This is a genomic window from Ensifer sp. 22521, from assembly GCF_052044795.1.
GTDB lineage: Bacteria > Pseudomonadota > Alphaproteobacteria > Rhizobiales > Rhizobiaceae > Ensifer.
Genome location: NZ_JBQENM010000002.1, coordinates 37,811 through 55,411 on the forward strand (window position 1 = coordinate 37,811; position 17,601 = coordinate 55,411).

Below are 17,601 nucleotides of genomic sequence, written 5' to 3' on the forward strand. Positions count from 1 at the left end.
GCAATGTCGATCAGCAATGCGATGGTGCTCGCCGCGGGCCTCGGCACCCGGCTCCGCCCGATCACCAACACCATGCCGAAGCCGCTCGTAGAGATCGCGGGCAAGCCGATGATCGACTACGTACTGGATCTTCTGGCAGAGGCCGGCGTCACCAAGGCCGCGGTCAACGTGCATCATTTCGCCGACCAGATGGAAGGACATCTCAGCCAGAGAAGAAGCCCGGAGATCCTGATTTCCGACGAGCGCAATGCGCTGATGAATTCCGGCGGCGGCCTGGCCAAGGGCCTGAAACTGCTGCCGGAAGGCCCCGTACTGGTGATGAATGCCGACCTCTTCTGGGTCGGGGAACCGGTCGGCGTTCCCAGCAACCTGACGCGCCTCGCCGCAGCCTTCGATGCGGACCGCATGGACATGCTGCTCCTGTGCGTGCGCGATGAGGACACGACCGGTCACAACGGCAAGAAGGACTTTTCGCTCGGTGCCGACGGCAAGCTGACGCGATACACCGAAGGTCTGCCAAACCCGGTGGTCTATGCCGGCGCGATCGCGCTTCACTCCCGGCTCTTTGCCGACGCGCCTGATGATGCCTTCAACCTCAACATCTACTTCGATCGCGCTGCCCAAAAAGGGCGCCTCCACGGCCTCCTGCTCGATGGCCACTGGATGACGGTCGGCACGCCCGACGCGATCGGCGAAGCGGAAGCGGCGATCCGCCGCCACCAGCCAGGAGGATGAGCGTGCGCGGCCGCCGGTCCAACGTCTTCACGATCCCGCCTGGCCTCCCCTTCCTGAAGACGCTCGCCGAAAAGCTTTGCGACGGTATCCTGACTCCGGACTTCCGCTACGATCCGGCCGATCCCTTGCCGCTTGCCGGCGTCACGATCTTCGTGCCGACGCGGCGTTCGGCCCGTGTGCTCAGATCCGAATTCGTCGACCTGCTCGACGGCCGCTCCACCATCCTGCCCACCATCAAGGCGCTCGGCGAGACCGATGATGACAGTGGCTTCTTCGACGCCGAAGTACCGGCAATCCTCGATCTTGCGCCGCCGCTGCCGGGCACGGCACGGCTGATCGAGCTTGGCCGGCTGATTCTCGCCTGGCGCAACCGGCTACCAAAGGTCGTGCTCGACATCCATGCGGAAAGCCCGCTGATCGCGCCGGCAAGTCCTGCCGATGCGATCTGGCTGGCACGCAATCTTGCCGATCTCATCGATGCGATGGAGACGGAAGAGCTGGACTGGGACGCGCTCGACCGGCTCGACGCCGGCGAGCATGCGCTGTGGTGGCAGCTGACGCTCGAATTCCTCAAGATCGCCCGAACCTACTGGCCGGAACGGCTCGAGGAACTCAAGCAATCCTCGCCCGCACGCCATCGCAACGCCATCCTTCAGGCCGAAACGCAGCGCATCGCCGGCGGCAAGATCGAAGGCCCGATCATCATCGCCGGCTCGACCGGTTCCATTCCCGCCACGGCCGCGCTGATTGCCGCCGTGCAGAAGCTTCAGAACGGCACGATCGTGTTGCCTGGTCTCGACCAGACGATGAGCGATGCCGAATGGGACATGATCGTCGCCGACGCTGCCTTTGACGGCAGGCCGGACCCGGCAAGCCGCAGCCACCCGCAATACGGCTTCTACAGGCTGCTGAAGCGCATGGGCGTCATCCGCTCGGATGTGGGCGCGCTAGCCGGCGCCCAAACCGACCTCGATTTCCGCGCGGCGATCCTCTCGCACGCCCTTTTGCCGGCAAAGGCCACCGATGCCTGGACCGAAATGCGCAGCGAACTCGACGGCGAATTGCTCCGCGCTGCCTTCGGCGATACGGCTCTCATCGAAACCGCCAACGAACGCGAGGAGGCGGCGGCGATTGCCGTTGCGCTAAGGCTTGCGCTGGAAGGCAGCGAGGATAGCCAGGCGGCGTTGATCACGCCCGACCGAAATCTCGCGCGGCGGGTCGGCGCCGAGCTCGCCCGCTTCGGCATCGAGGCGGACGATTCCGCCGGCACGCCTTTGTCCTCGACGCCCCAGGGCAGCTTCATGCGTCTGCTTCTGGAGGCAAGCCTGCGCCCCGGCGATCCCGTGCCCTTCGTTGCGCTGCTCAAGCACCCGCTGGCGCGCTTCGGGCTTTCGCGTGATGAGATGCGCCAGGGCGCCGACGCGCTCGAACGCATGGCGCTGCGCGGCAGCACCGCAACCGTCGATATCCTCGCCCTGGAGCCGTTGCTCGATGCGGCGATTGCCGGCCACAAGGTCGATCGCCACCCGCCGGAATGGCGTGCCGGCATCGGCGCCGAGGAGCTTCAGGCAGCACGCGATCTGGCGATCAAGATCGGCCTCGCGGTGGCGCCGCTGGCTTCCGCGCTCACGCGCAGCAAGGACGGCAGCCGCGTGTTCTCGGACGAATTCACCTTTGCCGACTGGGCGACGCGTACCGGCCAGGCGTTGGAAGCGGCCTCGGCCGACGAGCGCGGCGATCTCGGTGGGCTCTGGTCCGGCGAGGCGGCCGATACGCTGGCGACCCTGCTTCGCGGCATTATCGAAACCGATGGCCAGATGACGGCGGACGGGCCGCAATGGTGCGACGTCATGGAGGCGCTTGCTGCAGGTGCAGCGGTCAAGCCGCGGTCCATGCGCCATCCGCGGGTCTTCATCTTCGGCGCGCTGGAATCACGCCTGCAGAGCATGGATCTCGTGGTGCTCGGCGCCATGAACGAGGGCAATTGGCCAGGCCAGACCGCCAACGACCCGTTCCTGTCGCGCACGATGAAGACGGGCATCGGTCTCGAGCCCCCCGAGCGGCGCATCGGCCAGCTCGCGCATGACTTCCAGATGGCCTGCGGCACACGGCGGCTGATCTTCACCCGCTCGATGCGCCAGGGAGCAACACCCACCGTTGCCTCGCGCTGGCTGCAGCGGCTGCTCGCGCTTGGCGGCGAACGGCTGACTGCGGCCTTGCAGGCCAATGGCGCCGACTATCTGGCCTGGGCCCGGATGCTCGACGACGGAGGGCGGCAGCCGCTTGCCGAACGCCCTGCGCCCAAGCCGCCGGCGGACCTGCAGCCGCGCAAATATTCTTTTAGCGAGGTATCGCGGCTGAGGCGCGACCCCTACGCGATCTACGCCCGGCGCATTCTTCGCCTGCATCCGCTGCTGCCGTTCAACAGCGATCCCGGTCCGGCCGAGCGCGGCACGCTCTATCACCAGATCGTCGAGCGCTTTGTTCGCGGCGGCTTCGACCTCATGTCCCCCGCAGCCGAAGAGGCCATGCATCGGCTGCTGAATGAGGCCTTCGACGAGGCGCGGCTGCCCACACATATCGACACGATCTGGCGGCCACGCTTCGCCGCCGTCGGCTTGGCTTTCATCAAATGGGAGCGGGACCGCGCACGCTTCATCCGCCGCTCGCGCACGGAAGCTCCGGCATCGATGGAGCTCGGCGTCGCCGATATGCGGCTGACGGGCATTGCCGACCGGCTCGATATGCTGACCGACGGCAGCGTGGAGATCATCGACTACAAGACCGGCTCCAGCCCATCGGTCAAGGAAGCCCGAGTGCTGCTCGACCCGCAGCTCGCCCTCGAAGCCGCAGCCCTCAAGGCCGGCGCCTTCAAGGATATGCCGCCGAGCCATCCGCAATCGCTGCTCTATGTCCGGCTGAAGCCTGGATCGCGTTTCAAGCAGGAGACCGTGAACAACGAGGGCAGTAAGGCGAAGGAAACCAAATCCGCCGACCAGCTTGCGGACGAATCCCTCACCGAGCTCAGAAAACTCCTGAGTGCGCTGCTTTCGGGCAAGCATGGTTTTGCATCCCGCGTGATTGTTCAGAAAGAGCGCGACTACGGCGGCGAATACGACCATTTGGCACGCGTTGCCGAATGGTCGACGGCCGATAGCGAGGAGGAGGACGGCGATGAGGGATGACAGCCTCGGCCCCGAACAGGCGACGCCGCAAGCCTGGCTCGACTGGACCTCGCGTCGGCAATCGCTAGCCTCCGATCCCGCGCGTTCTGCCTGGGTTTCGGCCAATGCCGGATCCGGTAAGACACATGTGCTGACCCAGCGGGTGATTCGGCTGCTGCTTGCGGGCTGCCGACCCTCGGCGATCCTCTGCCTGACCTATACCAAGGCGGCGGCCTCCGAAATGTCGAACCGCGTCTTCGAACGGCTGGCCGAATGGGTAACGCTCGACGACGCGACGCTCGAAAAACGGATCGAGGCGATCGAGGGCGAGCGGCCTGGTCTTCTGAAGCTGCAGGAGGCACGCCGCCTGTTCGCCCGCGCGCTGGAGACACCCGGCGGCCTCAAGATCCAGACGATCCACGCCTTCTGCGAGGCGCTGCTGCATCAGTTTCCACTGGAAGCCAACGTCGCCGGACATTTCTCTGTTCTCGACGACCGCGCTGCCGCCGTGCTGCTTGCCGATGCGCGCCGCATGCTGCTGACGGCGACGGCGGCCAAGGACGATCCGGAACTGGCGCGCGCTTTCGCCACCGTGCTCGACCTCGCCGACGATACCGGGCTTGAAAAACTGCTCGCGGCGATCGTCGAGAACCGCACCGCGATCCAGTCCTTTCTCGAACATGCCGACGCGCTCGGCGGCACCGAGGCCGAGTTGCGCCGCGCCCTGAAGCTGGCGCCGGATGAAAGCGTCGACAGCGCCTTGGCCGCGATCTGGCCGTTGGCGGGCCTGAACGGTGCGTCCCTGGAACGCTACTTCTCACTCGCCACGAGCGTTGGCGGAACGAAGGTTCTGGAATTTGCAGAGGGACTTCGGACCGTCTCCAAGCTCACTGACTTGGGCGCGCGCTATGACGGTCTCAGGCATTTGTTCTTCACCGGCACCGGCAAGCCCCGGGCACAATCGGCCTTCCTCAACAGGGCGATGCAGCAGGCGGCCCCCGATCTCATAGACCTGGTGGACGAAGCCTACCGCCATGTCGTCGCCTGCATCGATCACATCAGCATTCTTAGGATGTTCGAGGCGACGCTGGCGGCTCTGACCCTCGCCGAAAGGCTCAACGTCGACTACGAGGAGCTGAAGCGGCGACGCAGCCAGCTCGATTTCGAGGACCTGATCAACCGCACGGCGGCGCTCTTTGCCCGCGGCGATGTCAGCGCCTGGGTCCACTACAAGCTCGACCAGGGGATCGACCATATCCTCGTCGACGAGGCTCAGGATACCAGCCCGGCGCAGTGGACTATCATCCAGGCGCTGGCGGCTGACTTCTTCTCCGGCGAAAGCGCCCGTGGCGCCAACCGCACCATGTTCGCCGTCGGTGACGAGAAACAGTCGATCTACTCCTTCCAGGGCGCACGGCCGGAACGGTTCTCGCATGAGAGCCAGGAAACTGAACGGCGGGTGCGCGACGGCGGCAAGGCCTTCGAGCCCATCCGTCTTCAGCTCTCCTTCCGCTCTACCGTCGACGTGCTTTCGGCCGTCGATACGGTCTTCGCCAATCCGGCGCATGCACGGGGCCTCAGCGCCCGCAACGAGCCCGTCGTTCATGCTTCGAACCGTATCGGCCATCCCGGCGCCGTCGATATCTGGGACGTGATTGCCGCCGAACCGATCGATACGGACGAAGAATGGACCGCAGCCTTCGACGCAACGCCTGAGAGCGCACCGGTCAATATCCTCGCACGCCGGATCGCCGGCGTCTTGGAGAGCTGGATCGGCAAGGAAACGATCGTCGAGAAGGGTATTCGCCGACCGATGCGTCCGGGCGACGTGATCGTGCTGGTCCGTAAGCGCGACGCCTTCGTCAATGCGCTGACCCGGGCGCTCAAGCGCCGCAACAACATTCCGGTCGCCGGCGCCGACCGGCTGGTGCTCACCAAGCATATTGCCGTTCAGGACCTGCTCGCGCTCGGGCGCTTCGTCCTCTTGCCGCAGGACGACCTGTCACTCGCCGCGCTGCTGAAAAGCCCGCTGTTCAATCTCGGCGAAGACGCGCTGTTCGAGCTCGCGGCGCGGCGCAAAGAAGGCGAAAGCCTCTGGCAGAGGCTCCAGGCCGAGGCGGCCGAGGGCATCCTGTTCCACCAGGCAGCAAGGGCGCTGAAAAGCTATGTGGCGCTCGCGAACGCGCTTGCACCGCACGATTTTTATGCCCGCATCCTTGGCGTTCATGGCGGCCGGGCGGCCTTCCTGGCGCGGCTCGGCACCGAGGTCAGCGACATTCTTGACGAGTTCCTCACCTTCGCCCTCGATCAGGAAAGAAGCGGCCTCCCCGGTCTGCAGGCCTTCGTTTCGACGCTCGAAATGGAAGCGCCGACGGTCAAGCGCGAGCAGGACAAGGAACGCGACGAAGTCCGGATCATGACGGTGCACGCCGCCAAGGGTCTCGAAGCGCCGGTCGTCTTCCTCGTCGACGGCGGCGGTGCGCCGTTCAGCAACCAGCATGTCCCTTCCCTTCGTTTCCTCGAGCTCGCTCAAAGGGATGGCGCCGTCCTGTCGTTGCCGGTGTGGCGCGCACCGGGCTCGGAATCGAACACGCTCGTGGCCGCCGACAGCGATCGCCTGAAGACGCTCGCCGAGGAAGAGTATCGACGCCTGCTCTATGTCGGCATGACCCGTGCCGCCGACCGCCTGATCGTCTGTGGCTATCGCGGACAGCGGGCCGTCGCCGAAACATGGCATGCCATGGTTCAGGCGAGCCTCGCCGGGGACGAAAATGGCCGCGGCCACCCGAAGACCTTTCACACCGGCGGCGAGGAATGGTCCGGCCATGCCTGGCGCGAGAAGCAGCTCGAGCGCGACCTTCCCTCCAAGCAAGCGCCCACGCCGGACGCCAGCCGCCCGGCCACCGGCCTGCCGAAGGCCCTTTCGACGCCGCTGCCACCGCAAAAGCGGCTGCCGCGGCCGCTCAGCCCCTCCGGCGTCGGTATCGCCATCGACGAGGACGACGGCGATGGGCTTGTCGGATCCGCCCTGTTTTCTGAGAAGGCACCGGCAAATCTCTCGATGTTGCGCGGTGCCATCCTGCACCGCCTGCTGCAGGTCCTGCCCTCCATTGCGGGCAATGATCGCCGCGCCGCGGCCGAGCGCTACCTCGTGCGTTCCGTGCCCCGCTGGTCGCCGGAGCAGCGCGCCGCGCTGATTGACGCTGTCGAGAATGTGCTCGACCATCCCGATCTTCAGGCGCTCTTCTCGGCCGGCAGCCGCGCCGAAGTCTCGGTCATGGGCACGCTGACCCTCGGCACGCGCGAGCACGCGGTCTCCGGCCGTATCGATCGGCTCGCCGTCAGCGACGGGATCGTGACCATTGCCGATTTCAAGACGAACCGGCAGGTGCCGGCTTCGCAGGGTGACATACCCTTCGCCTACAGGGCACAGCTTGCGATCTATCGCGAGCTGTTGCGGCCGCTCTATCCCGGGCACGCATTCCGATGCGTGCTGATCTTCACCGAAGGACCGGCAATCCACGTGGTTACGGATCAGGCGCTCGACAGGAGCCTTGAAGACCTCGCGACAAAGTGAGATACCCGATATTGAAAATCCAGCGGTGCCATCTCACATGAGACACAACATCTGGATACTGCCATTCCGAACGCAAGGAGCAGCCTATGGCTACCGTAAAGGTCGATACGTCCAATTTTCAGCAGGAAGTGCTGAACTCCGCCGAGCCCGTGGTTGTCGATTTCTGGGCTGAATGGTGCGGCCCCTGCAAAATGATCGCGCCGAGCCTCGAGGAAATCTCGAACGAGCTCGCCGGCAAGGTCAAGGTCGTCAAGCTCAACATCGACGAAAACCCGGAACTGGCTGCCCAGTACGGCGTTCGCTCGATCCCGACGCTCGCCATGTTCAAGGCCGGCGAAGTGGCCGACATCAAGGTTGGCGCTGCGCCGAAGACGGCCCTTTCCTCGTGGATCTCCACGGCGGTCGCCTGAGACCTTCGCTGACTACCGCAGCAGAAAGCCCGGCATGCCGGGCTTTTTTCTTGTCTTGAACTTGGCTGCTATCGGGATGGCGGCGCCACCTCCGGATCACTTCGGCGGCGTACCGTTGTCGGCGAGAACGTCGCCCACCAGATAGAGCGAGCCGCCGATCAGGATGCGCGGCGGCGCCGGATCCTCATCGACCAGATTGGCAACGATCGTCAGCGCTTCGGCGACGGAAGAGACAGCCGAAGCCTCAAACCCGATAGCAGCCGCGTCGCTTGCAAGTGCCACCGGATCAAGACCTGCATCGGAACCACGGATCGGAACGGTGAAGACCTGTTCGGCAAGATCCATAAACGCCCGGAAATAGCCGACCGGATCCTTGGTGTTGATCATGCCGATGATCAGGAACAAGGGGCGCGATTCGCGTTCTTCGAAGGTCGCCATCGCTTCGGCGATCACCTGGCCGGCACCCGGATTATGGCCGCCGTCGACCCAGATTTCCGCATCGGCCGGACCGTAACGCGTAAGTTTGCCGCTGGTCAGGCGCTGCAGGCGCCCGGGCCACTCGACGCCGGCAAGCCCCTTCTCGATCGCCGCCTCCGAAACGTCGAAGCCCGCAGCCCGCACCGCGCGAACGGCCGCGGCGGCATTGGCGTATTGGTGGCGTCCCGGCAGCTTCGGCAGCGGCAGATCGGCGAGACCGCTTTCGTCCTGATAGACAAGGCGGCCGAATTCCTCATGCGCCATGAAGTCCTGGCCGTAGACGAACATCGGGCAGCCGAGCCGCTCGGCCGTCGAGATCAGCACATCGCGCGCAGCCTCTTCTTCCTGCTGACCGATCACGACGGAGCAGCCGCACTTCATGATACCGGCTTTTTCCGCAGCGATCAGTTCCACCCGGTCGCCGAGATAGGCCTGGTGATCGAGCGAGATCGGCATGATGACGGATACGGCCGGTCGGGCAATGACATTGGTGGCGTCGAAGCGGCCGCCGAGGCCAACCTCGATGATCGCGACATCCGCCGGATGCTCGGCAAAGAGAAGGAAGGTGACGGCGGTCAGGATTTCGAAGACGGTGATCTTCTCGCCGCCATTGGCTTCGGCGACGCGACGCACCGCATCGGCCAGAACGGGGTCGCTGACGAGCCGTCCCTTGCCGCCCTTGACGCCGAGGCGGTAACGCTCGTGCCAATTGACGAGATGCGGCGACGTGTGGACGTGAACGCTGAGACCGGCCGCTTCCAGGATCGCCCGCGAAAACGCGGTTGCCGAACCCTTGCCATTGGTGCCGGCGACATGGATCACCGGTGGCAGGCGGTCCTGCGGATTGCCGAGCGCGGCGAGCAGCCGGGTGATCCTGTCCAGCGACAGGTCGAACCCCTTGGGGTGGAGGGCAAGGAGTTTTTCGATCTCATAGCCCGCTTCGCTGGCTTCCACCGCTGTCATCTCTCACCCCGACCCGACAAGCTTGACTGCCAAACATCTCCGGTCTGGCGGAGATGTTTCATTCTTGTTCTGCACAACTGCGGGAAAACCGGTTCACGCTTTTCCCGCAATAGCCTTTAAGCGCTTGCCGCGACCGGCAAGGCAGCCGGCTGCGTGCCGCCGTTGAGCTTCGAGGCTTCTGCCGGCTTCTTCATCAGGATCTTCAGGACCCGGGCAAGCGTCGACGGCAGATCATGGCGTTTGACGACCATGTCGACCATGCCGTGCTCCAGCAGGTATTCAGACGTCTGGAAACCTTCCGGCAGCTTCTCGCGCAGCGTCTGCTCGATCACGCGCTTGCCGGCAAAGCCGATTTCGGCGCCAGGCTCGGCCATATGGATATCGCCAAGCATCGCATAGGATGCGGTGACGCCACCGGTCGTCGGGTTGGTGAGCACGACGATATAGGGAAGACCGGCTTCCTTCAGCAGGTTGACGGCAACCGTGGTGCGCGGCAGCTGCATCAGCGACAGGATGCCTTCCTGCATGCGGGCGCCGCCCGATGCCGGGAAAATGACCAGCGGGCACTTCTCGGCGATCGCTCTTTCGAAGGCCTTGATAATCGCCTCGCCGGCAGCCATGCCGAGCGAACCGCCAATGAAGTTGAACTCGTGCACGACGGCGACGAGCTTGACGCCCTGAACGCGGCCGAGACCGGCGACGATCGTGTCTTCGAGCTCGGTCTTCACGCGGCTGTCGCGCAGACGGTCGGAGTACTTCTTGGAATCGCGGAACTTCAGCGGGTCCTGAGCAACCTTCGGCTGCGGAAACGCTTCATAGATGCCGCCGTCAAACAGGTCCTTCAGCCGAGCCTTGGCCGGCATCTTCATGTGGAAGCCGGACTGCGGGATGACCCACTTGTTTTCTTCGAGATCGCGGTGGAACACCATCTCGCCGGTTTCCGGGCACTTGATCCAGAGATTTTCCGGAACTTCCCGGCGGCCCAGCATCGAGTTGATCTTCGGCCGAACGTAGTTTGTGATCCAGTTCACTTAGTAACTCCTGAAGATTTCCTTCGGGTTGTGCGCGCTAATATAGGCAATTATTCGGCTGCTGCGAGGCGTGCGGACCGCACGCCTGCCGAGAGCCCTCTGACCAGCGCTTCAACACCCGGAACCGTCGCGTCCGTCGCCTTGCCCTCTTCGGTCAGGCTCGACGCGATCTGGTTGACGATCGCCGTACCGACGACCACGCCATCGGCGGATGCTCCGATGGCCCTTGCATGCTCCGCCGTCTTGACGCCGAAACCGACGCAAACCGGCAGGTTGGTGTGCGCCTTGATACGGCCGACAGCGCCGGCAATCAACGACGGATCGGGCAGAGCCGAACCGGTGATGCCGTTCATCGATACGTAATAGACGAAACCGGAGGTGTTTTCGAGAACCTTCGGCAGGCGACGGTCGTCCGTGGTCGGCGTCGCCAGGCGAATGAAGTTGATGCCCTTCGCAAGCGCCGGGATGCAGAGCTCATCGTCCATCTCCGGCGGCAGGTCGACGACGATCAGGCCGTCGATACCGGCAGCAAGCGCATCCGTCAGGAAGCGGTCGACGCCGTAGATGTAGATCGGATTGTAGTAGCCCATCAGCACGATCGGCGTGCGCTGGTCGTCCTCGCGGAAGCGGCGCGCGATCTCGAGCGTCTTGGCAAGCGTCTGGCCGCCCTTCAGCGCGCGTTGACCGGCAAGCTGGATGGCCGGGCCATCGGCCATCGGGTCAGAGAAGGGCATGCCGAGTTCGATGACGTCGGCGCCGGCCTTCGGCAACGCCTTCATGATCGAGAGCGACGTCTCGAAATCCGGATCACCGGCCATGAAATAGGTGACGAGGACCGGCCGTCCCTCGGCCGCCACATCGGCAAATCTCTTGTCCATGCGTGCGGTCATGATCTTACAGCCCCATTCCCAGTAACTTGCCGACGGTGAAGATGTCCTTGTCGCCGCGACCGGAGAGGTTCATCAGGATGATCTCGTCCTTGCCCATTTTCGGCGCACGCTTGATGACCTCGGCAAGCGCATGCGACGGCTCGAGCGCCGGGATAATGCCTTCGAGGCGGGTCAGCGTCTGGAACGCCTCGAGCGCTTCGTGGTCCATGATCGGCACGTATTCGACGCGGCCGACATCGTTCAGCCAGGCATGTTCCGGGCCGATGCCGGGATAGTCGAGGCCGGCAGAAATCGAGTGGCCTTCCTTGATCTGGCCGTCGCCGTCCTGCAGCAGATAGGTGCGGTTGCCATGCAGCACGCCGGGCGAACCGGCGGTGATCGACGCGCAATGCTCGTCGCCCTCGATGCCCTTGCCGCCGGCTTCGACGCCGACGATCTTGACGCTTTCATCATCGAGGAACGGATGGAAGATGCCGATCGCGTTGGAGCCACCGCCAACGGCAGCAATGACGAGATTCGGCAGCCGACCTTCGGCGGCGAGCATCTGTTCCTTGGCTTCCTGGCCGATGACCGCCTGGAAATCGCGGACCATTTCCGGATAGGGATGCGGGCCGGCGGCCGTACCGATCAGATAGTAAGTGTTGTCGACATTGGTGACCCAGTCACGCAGGGCCTCGTTCATCGCGTCCTTGAGCGTGCCGCTGCCGGCGGTTACCGGCTTGACCTCGGCACCGAGCAGCTTCATGCGGAAAACGTTCGGCGCCTGGCGCTCGACGTCGGTCGCGCCCATGTAGACGACGCAAGGCAGGCCGAAGCGGGCCGCGACTGTCGCCGAAGCAACGCCATGCTGGCCGGCACCGGTTTCGGCGATGATGCGCGTCTTGCCCATGCGCTTAGCCAGCAGGATCTGGCCGATGCAGTTGTTGATCTTGTGCGAGCCGGTGTGGTTCAGCTCTTCGCGCTTGAAATAGATCTTGGCGCCGCCGAGCTCAGCCGTCAGCCGCTCGGCGAAATAAAGCGGGCTCGGCCGGCCGATATAGTGAGCGCCGAGATGCGCCAGTTCCGCCTTGAATGCCGGATCGTCCTTTGCCTTGTTCCACTCGGCCTGCAGGTCGAGGATCAAGGGCATCAATGTCTCGGCCACGAAGCGGCCGCCAAAAATGCCGAAACGGCCGTCCTCGTCGGGACCGCCCCGGAAAGAATTCAACTTTGGCGCCTGGTTCACGTCCTGCTCCCTGACCGTGGCATGCCCGCCTCCGCCTGGCGAACGGCATTGAAAAACGATTCCATGAGCTTCAGATCCTTGACGCCCGGCGCGCTCTCGACGCCGGAGGAGATATCGATGGCGCGGGCGCGGGTCTGCGCCATGGCCTCGCCGATGTTACTGGCGTTAAGACCACCGGAAAGCATGTAATCGACGCTTCCGTCAAGCGCGTCGAGCAGGTTCCAGTCAAAGGAAACGCCGTTGCCGCCGGGCAAATCGGAACCTTGAGGCGGCTTGGCATCAAAGAGGAAGCGATCGGCAATGCCGATATAGGGGTCGATCCTTTCGAGGTCCGATGCATCGCGCACCGAAAGGGCCTTCATGATAGGGAGCCCGTACATCGCCTTGACCGTCAGCAGCCGCTCCGGATCTTCGCTGCCGTGAAGCTGCAGGATATCCGGGTTGAGCGCCGAAACGATCTCGTCGAGTTCGTCGTTGTCGGCATTGACCGTGACCGCGACGATCTTTACCTGACCGCGAATGCGGTCTGCCAGACGGCCGGCATCGTCAGGCTCGATGTTCCTGGGGCTCTTTGGAAAAAAGATGAAGCCGGTATGGGATGCACCGAGCGCGACAGCACGCTCAACCGCTTCCGCGGTCTTCAGCCCGCATATCTTCACTTCGGTTTTCATGAGAAGCGACCTTGCATGAAATGTCGCGCGAGTCGAGCCAAAAACCGACGCGCAAGGCCCAGCCAGCGCCCCCTGCAACGATGGCCCGACGGCCGTTGCGCCCCTTGCGCGACAGGCGAGCTTTCACCATATGCATTTTACCACAATGGAGAGACTGATGCGCCTGTTGCTCGCGCTAATCCTGCCCTGGCTGCAGTTTTTCACGATCGGCCGTCCCTTTGCCGGCCTCGTCTGCCTGATCCTGCAGCTCACCCTAATCGGTTGGGTTCCGGCAGCGATCTGGTCGGTCTATGCGCTCAGCCAATACAAGACCGACGAGAAGATCCGCGACGCTCTGCGTTACCGCGCGTAACGCGCCATCGCTCTCCGCCTGGTTCAGTCGAAGTCGATCGCGTGAAGCATCGTGCCGTTGCGGCGGAGCCAGCGCTTGGCATCCTCCGTATCCGGGCACAGCCTCCCGCACAGCGTCCAAAAATCGGGGCCGTGGTTCATCTCCTGCAAATGTGCGACCTCGTGCGCTGCAAGATAGGCGATGACCTTCGGCGGCGCCATGACGATGCGCCAGGAGAAGCTCAGCGCCCCATCGGCCGAACAGGATCCCCAGCGGCTGCGGGTGTCCTTCAGCGACAGCGACTTCGCCCGTCGGCCGATGCGGCCGGTATAGATTGCCACCAGCCGATCAAGATCCTGACGGGCTTCCTTCTTGAGGAAATCGACGATACGCCGGTTCAGGTGCTCCTCGCCGCCGTTGACGCGCAGCACCGGTTCGTCATCGATCAAGACCGCTTCCGTCAGACCGCGGATATTGCCGGTACGCTCGATCCGGTGGGAGATGCCTCGGATCAAGATGGAGCCGCCCTCCTCGATCTGGCTTTCGCCGGAGAAACGCGCGAGCTTCGTCATCAGCCAGCCCTGATGGCGGTTGAGAAAGGCGTTGACCTCACGCTCCGGCAAGCCTTGGGGTATCGTCATCTTCAGCGCCCGGCCGCCGGGCTCGATGCGCAGTGTCATGCGGGTCGCGCGCGCGTTCTGCTTGATCGTCAGCGGCAGGGACTTGCCGGCAACGTCGATCTGCCGCGTCATGGCGGGTGGAGCAGGTTGAATGCGCCGCTTAAATGAAGGGAACATGCAGGCTTTCTAACCGATTCGCTGGGGCTTCGCCTACAGCGTCGAAAGGCGCGCAATGGATAATCCGGCGTTTCATGTGAAACGCCGGAAGCGTTGTCTTTGGATTAGTGGGCTTCGACCACCGGGCCGGAGCCGCCGTTCTTGCGGTCGCGCATGAAGCGGTCGAACTCTTCCTGGTCCTTGGCGCGGCGAAGCTCGCGCACATAGGTGTCGAACTCTTCGCGCATCGCGTCGAGCTTGCGGCGTTCCTCGTCGAGGCGGGCAAGCTCGGCTTCACGCCAGTCGTCGAAGGCGACGTTGCCGGTGCGATGCGTCCAGTTGGAACGGCGTCCATTGCGCTTGAATGCAGAGCACATGCCATCCACCGTGTCGTTGGCGTCTTTCTTGAAAGTCTTCAGCTTTTCGCCGAACAGGATGTAGGCGAGCATGGCCAGACCCAGTGGCCAGAAGACCACGAAGCCGAGCACCATCAGGGCGATGGTCGCGGGCGTCCAATCCGGACGGATCATTGCAGATTGGTTCATCTTCAGGATTCCTCGCAATCATCCGGGCCACCCATGCGGCCCGATGAAAACGATGTGGGAAGGCGCCCTTGGCTGTGCAAGACGCCCTCCCCCGGATTCGAACAAACCCTTGACTCTACGCGGTCAAAACGGCCCCGATCGCGAGGTTAGGCCAACTTGCCGCCCTTGATGAGCTGCTTCACCGGCTTCACGTGCCGCGAGTGCTCGCGGTGGAAAGCGACGATGCGCGGCGCGATTTCGCGGCGGAAGCGCGATCCGTTGAAGACGCCGTAGTGGCCGACATCCGGCTGCATGTAGTGCATGCGCATGTGATCAGGGATGTTGGTGCAGATCGTCTGCGCCGCCTTCGTCTGGCCAACGCCGGAAATGTCGTCGTTCTCGCCTTCGACGGTCAGCAGCGCGACCTTCTTGATCGCCGTCGTATCGACGCGCTTGCCGCGATGCATCATCTCGCCCTTCGGCAGCGCGTGCTGCATGAAGACCACCTGCACGGTCTGCAGGTAGAATTCGGCCGTCAGGTCCATGACGGCCAGATACTCGTCATAGAAGTCCCGGTGCTTCTCGGCGGCGTCACCATCGTTCTTCACCAGATGCGCGAAGAACTCTTTGTGGGCGATCAGGTGCCGGTCGAGGTTCATCGACATGAAGCCAGAGAGCTGCAGGAAGCCCGGATAGACCATGCGCATGAAGCCCGGCTGCGGCCACGGCACCGGCATGATGACGTTGTCGCGGAACCATTCGATCGGCCGCTGTTCGGCAAGCTGATTGACGCCCGTCGGATTGATGCGGGTGTCGATCGGTCCGCCCATCAGCGTCATCGTCGCCGGCGACAGCGGATCGTCCGCCGCTTCCATCAGGGCGACGGCGGCGAGCACAGGCACTGCCGGCTGACAGACGCCGATCACATGGGTGTTCGGGCCCAGGAAGTGCAGCATCTGGATGACGTAGTCGATGTAATCGTCGAGATCGAAAGTGCCTTCGCTGAGCGGCACCATGCGGGCGTCGATCCAGTCCGTGATGTAGATGTCGGAATGCGGCAGCAGGGCTTCCACGGTGCCGCGCAGCAGCGTCGCGTAGTGGCCGGACATCGGCGCCACGACCAGAACCTTCGGATCGGCGGCACGCCCCTTGGGCAAGGCGCGCTCGAAATGGATGAGGTTGCAGAAGGGTGAGCGCCAGACGATGCGCTCGTAGACGGAGACGGACATGCCGTCGACCTCTGTCGCGGGAAGTCCGAACTCCGGTTTGCCATAGCGGCGGGTGGAGCGCTCGAACACTTCGAGCCCGGCGGCAGCGGCACGGCCGAAATAGGTGTGCGAGATGGGGTTCATCGGATTGCTGAAGGCAAGCCGCATGGCATCGGCGGCCGTACGCCACGGCGCCATCATTGCATGGTTCAATTCATAGAGCTGGTAGAACATGGGAAGCGTACCCCTTGGTTCAATCGACGACAACGCCGCTCCCGGTCGGACGCAAGCTTGCGATTGTTTGTCTTGGTGTCCGCAATCTCTGCCAGACTACCACTTTTCTTGTGCAGTGCAACAAATATACCCGTCTCGCCTCGATACAAGGCCTCAGGCCAGAATGAATCTGGATTCCTGACGATTTGCAAACGAGCTTGTCCGAAACTGGCGGTTTTCCGCAATTTTCGTGCGTTGAGTGCCGATGTCGGGCATTTTCGGAGAGAAAATGGCGACTCCGAAGAGCGACCGTCAGGCGCGACCTCTGCGGCAATGCAGCAAAGCCGCCATCGCTCATGCTGCTGCCACCTTGACGATTGCCTTGACCAGACCCGACTTTTCTTCCGCCCATCGCGGCAGATCGGCAACCGCGCCCTCCAGCGTCGTGCGGTGGGTGATCAACGCCTCGACCGGCACGAGGCCGGAAGCAATCGATGCAACGACGTGATCAAAGTCCTGGCGGGTCGCATTGCGGCTGCCGACCAAGGTCATCTCCCGCTTGTGAAACTCCGGATCGGAGAAGCATATCTCGTCCTTGACGACGCTGACAAAGACCAGCGTGCCGCCATGGGCGACATAGGCGAAGGCGGCCTGCATCGAGCCACTATACCCGGTGGCATCGAAGACCACGTCGAACCCATCCCCTCCCGTCGCTTCGGCTATGCGTGACCCCATATGGGTTCCCGCGACGATGCCATTGGCAAAGCCGAGCTTCTGGGCAGCAAAATCCAGCCGTTCGTCGCTGGTATCGACGAGCGTCACCTGATGGCCGGCAATGCGCGAGAAGATCGCGGTGCCGAGGCCAATCGGCCCTGCGCCGATGACCAGCGCCCGTGAACCCGCATCCGTGGATGCTCGGCGCACCGCATGGGCACCGATTGCCAGGAATTCGACCGTTGCCGCAGCTTCGGCAGACAGACCGTGCGCCGGATAAAGATTACCCTCGGGCACGATGATCTCTTCGCAGAAGGCGCCATCCGTATGCACGCCGAGAACCTTGATGGCGGTGCAGCAGTTCGGCTTGCCCTTGCGACAGGCAACGCAGTTGCCGCAGGAGAGATAGGGGTTGACCACCACAAGCGTACCGGGCGCGACCTCAGTGCCGCGGCCACCGGAAATGACCGTTGCCGAGATCTCGTGACCCATGACCCTCGGGTATTCGAGGAACGGATGTTTGCCGGCGAAGATATGGTAGTCGGTACCGCAGATGCCGACATGGCTGACGGATAGACGCACCCAACCGTCAGGCACGTCTTCAGCCGGTGGACGGTCGACGACCTCCAGGCGGCCGGGTTCGAGGCAGAGCACGGCTTTCATGGCAGTTCCCGCGGAATGTTCGGTGGCAG

Annotated in this window: 14 protein-coding genes; 5 read left to right on the forward strand and 9 right to left on the reverse strand. The window is 63.6% G+C overall.

Annotation, left to right across the window (positions count from 1 at the left end):
• The first annotated feature begins 3 nt into the window (after nucleotides 1-3).
• The 4 genes from ACTJKE_RS02380 to trxA all read left to right on the forward strand — a co-directional run bounded on the left by ACTJKE_RS02380 (nucleotide 4) and on the right by trxA (nucleotide 7,886).
• The gene (locus ACTJKE_RS02380; RefSeq protein ID WP_112995069.1) at nucleotides 4-735 is read left to right on the forward strand and encodes a nucleotidyltransferase family protein; all 732 of its coding nucleotides are present in this window, start codon (nucleotides 4-6) and stop codon (nucleotides 733-735) included.
• Nucleotides 736-737: 2 nt separating this feature from the next.
• Nucleotides 738-3,920: a double-strand break repair protein AddB gene (gene addB, locus ACTJKE_RS02385; protein WP_440661411.1), complete on the forward strand. Its 3,183-nt coding sequence runs from the start codon at nucleotides 738-740 to the stop codon at nucleotides 3,918-3,920.
• Nucleotides 3,910-7,476 carry a double-strand break repair helicase AddA gene (gene addA, locus ACTJKE_RS02390; protein WP_113133120.1) on the forward strand — a complete coding sequence of 1,189 codons (3,567 nt, stop codon included), beginning with the start codon at nucleotides 3,910-3,912 and terminating at the stop codon, nucleotides 7,474-7,476. Before addB ends, addA begins: the two co-directional genes overlap by 11 nt.
• Nucleotides 7,477-7,562: 86 nt before the next feature.
• On the forward strand, nucleotides 7,563-7,886 hold the full coding sequence (trxA, locus tag ACTJKE_RS02395; protein ID WP_057252049.1) for a thioredoxin: 324 nt from the start codon (nucleotides 7,563-7,565) through the stop codon (nucleotides 7,884-7,886).
• Between the two features lie 96 nt (nucleotides 7,887-7,982).
• On the opposite strand, the gene ACTJKE_RS02400 is transcribed toward trxA, so the two are convergent.
• The 5 genes from ACTJKE_RS02400 to ACTJKE_RS02420 form a co-directional block, all read right to left on the reverse strand.
• Complete coding sequence (locus tag ACTJKE_RS02400; protein ID WP_112995072.1) at nucleotides 7,983-9,326, reverse strand: bifunctional folylpolyglutamate synthase/dihydrofolate synthase; 1,344 nt, start codon at nucleotides 9,324-9,326, stop codon at nucleotides 7,983-7,985.
• A 116-nt stretch (nucleotides 9,327-9,442) separates the two neighbouring features.
• A complete protein-coding gene (accD, locus tag ACTJKE_RS02405) occupies nucleotides 9,443-10,357 on the reverse strand; it encodes an acetyl-CoA carboxylase, carboxyltransferase subunit beta (protein WP_057252047.1) in 915 nt (304 codons plus the stop codon).
• Nucleotides 10,358-10,407: 50 nt separating this feature from the next.
• The gene (gene trpA / locus ACTJKE_RS02410; RefSeq protein WP_058327475.1) at nucleotides 10,408-11,247 is read right to left on the reverse strand and encodes a tryptophan synthase subunit alpha; all 840 of its coding nucleotides are present in this window, start codon (nucleotides 11,245-11,247) and stop codon (nucleotides 10,408-10,410) included.
• 4 nt (nucleotides 11,248-11,251) lie between these two features.
• Nucleotides 11,252-12,472: a tryptophan synthase subunit beta gene (trpB, locus tag ACTJKE_RS02415; RefSeq protein ID WP_112995074.1), complete on the reverse strand. Its 1,221-nt coding sequence runs from the start codon at nucleotides 12,470-12,472 to the stop codon at nucleotides 11,252-11,254.
• Entirely contained in the window at nucleotides 12,469-13,143 is a 675-nt protein-coding gene (locus ACTJKE_RS02420; protein ID WP_112995075.1) for a phosphoribosylanthranilate isomerase, read from the reverse strand. Before ACTJKE_RS02420 ends, trpB begins: the two co-directional genes overlap by 4 nt.
• Before the next feature lie 157 nt (nucleotides 13,144-13,300).
• Between ACTJKE_RS02420 and ACTJKE_RS02425 the strand changes: the two genes are divergently transcribed.
• A complete protein-coding gene (locus ACTJKE_RS02425; RefSeq protein ID WP_058321604.1) occupies nucleotides 13,301-13,495 on the forward strand; it encodes a YqaE/Pmp3 family membrane protein in 195 nt (64 codons plus the stop codon).
• Nucleotides 13,496-13,518: 23 nt separating this feature from the next.
• Here ACTJKE_RS02425 and ACTJKE_RS02430 read toward each other — a convergent pair whose 3' ends face one another.
• The 4 genes from ACTJKE_RS02430 to ACTJKE_RS02445 all read right to left on the reverse strand — a co-directional run bounded on the left by ACTJKE_RS02430 (nucleotide 13,519) and on the right by ACTJKE_RS02445 (nucleotide 17,572).
• On the reverse strand, nucleotides 13,519-14,271 hold the full coding sequence (locus tag ACTJKE_RS02430) for a M48 family metallopeptidase (RefSeq protein WP_112995076.1): 753 nt from the start codon (nucleotides 14,269-14,271) through the stop codon (nucleotides 13,519-13,521).
• Nucleotides 14,272-14,375: 104 nt separating this feature from the next.
• Nucleotides 14,376-14,795, reverse strand: a complete 420-nt coding sequence (locus tag ACTJKE_RS02435) for a DUF2852 domain-containing protein (RefSeq protein ID WP_057252042.1) — start codon at nucleotides 14,793-14,795, stop codon at nucleotides 14,376-14,378.
• Between the two features lie 146 nt (nucleotides 14,796-14,941).
• On the reverse strand, nucleotides 14,942-16,216 hold the full coding sequence (gene phaZ / locus ACTJKE_RS02440) for a polyhydroxyalkanoate depolymerase (protein WP_057252041.1): 1,275 nt from the start codon (nucleotides 16,214-16,216) through the stop codon (nucleotides 14,942-14,944).
• Nucleotides 16,217-16,549: 333 nt separating this feature from the next.
• Nucleotides 16,550-17,572 carry a zinc-binding alcohol dehydrogenase family protein gene (locus ACTJKE_RS02445; protein WP_440691125.1) on the reverse strand — a complete coding sequence of 341 codons (1,023 nt, stop codon included), beginning with the start codon at nucleotides 17,570-17,572 and terminating at the stop codon, nucleotides 16,550-16,552.
• Nucleotides 17,573-17,601 lie beyond the last annotated feature (29 nt).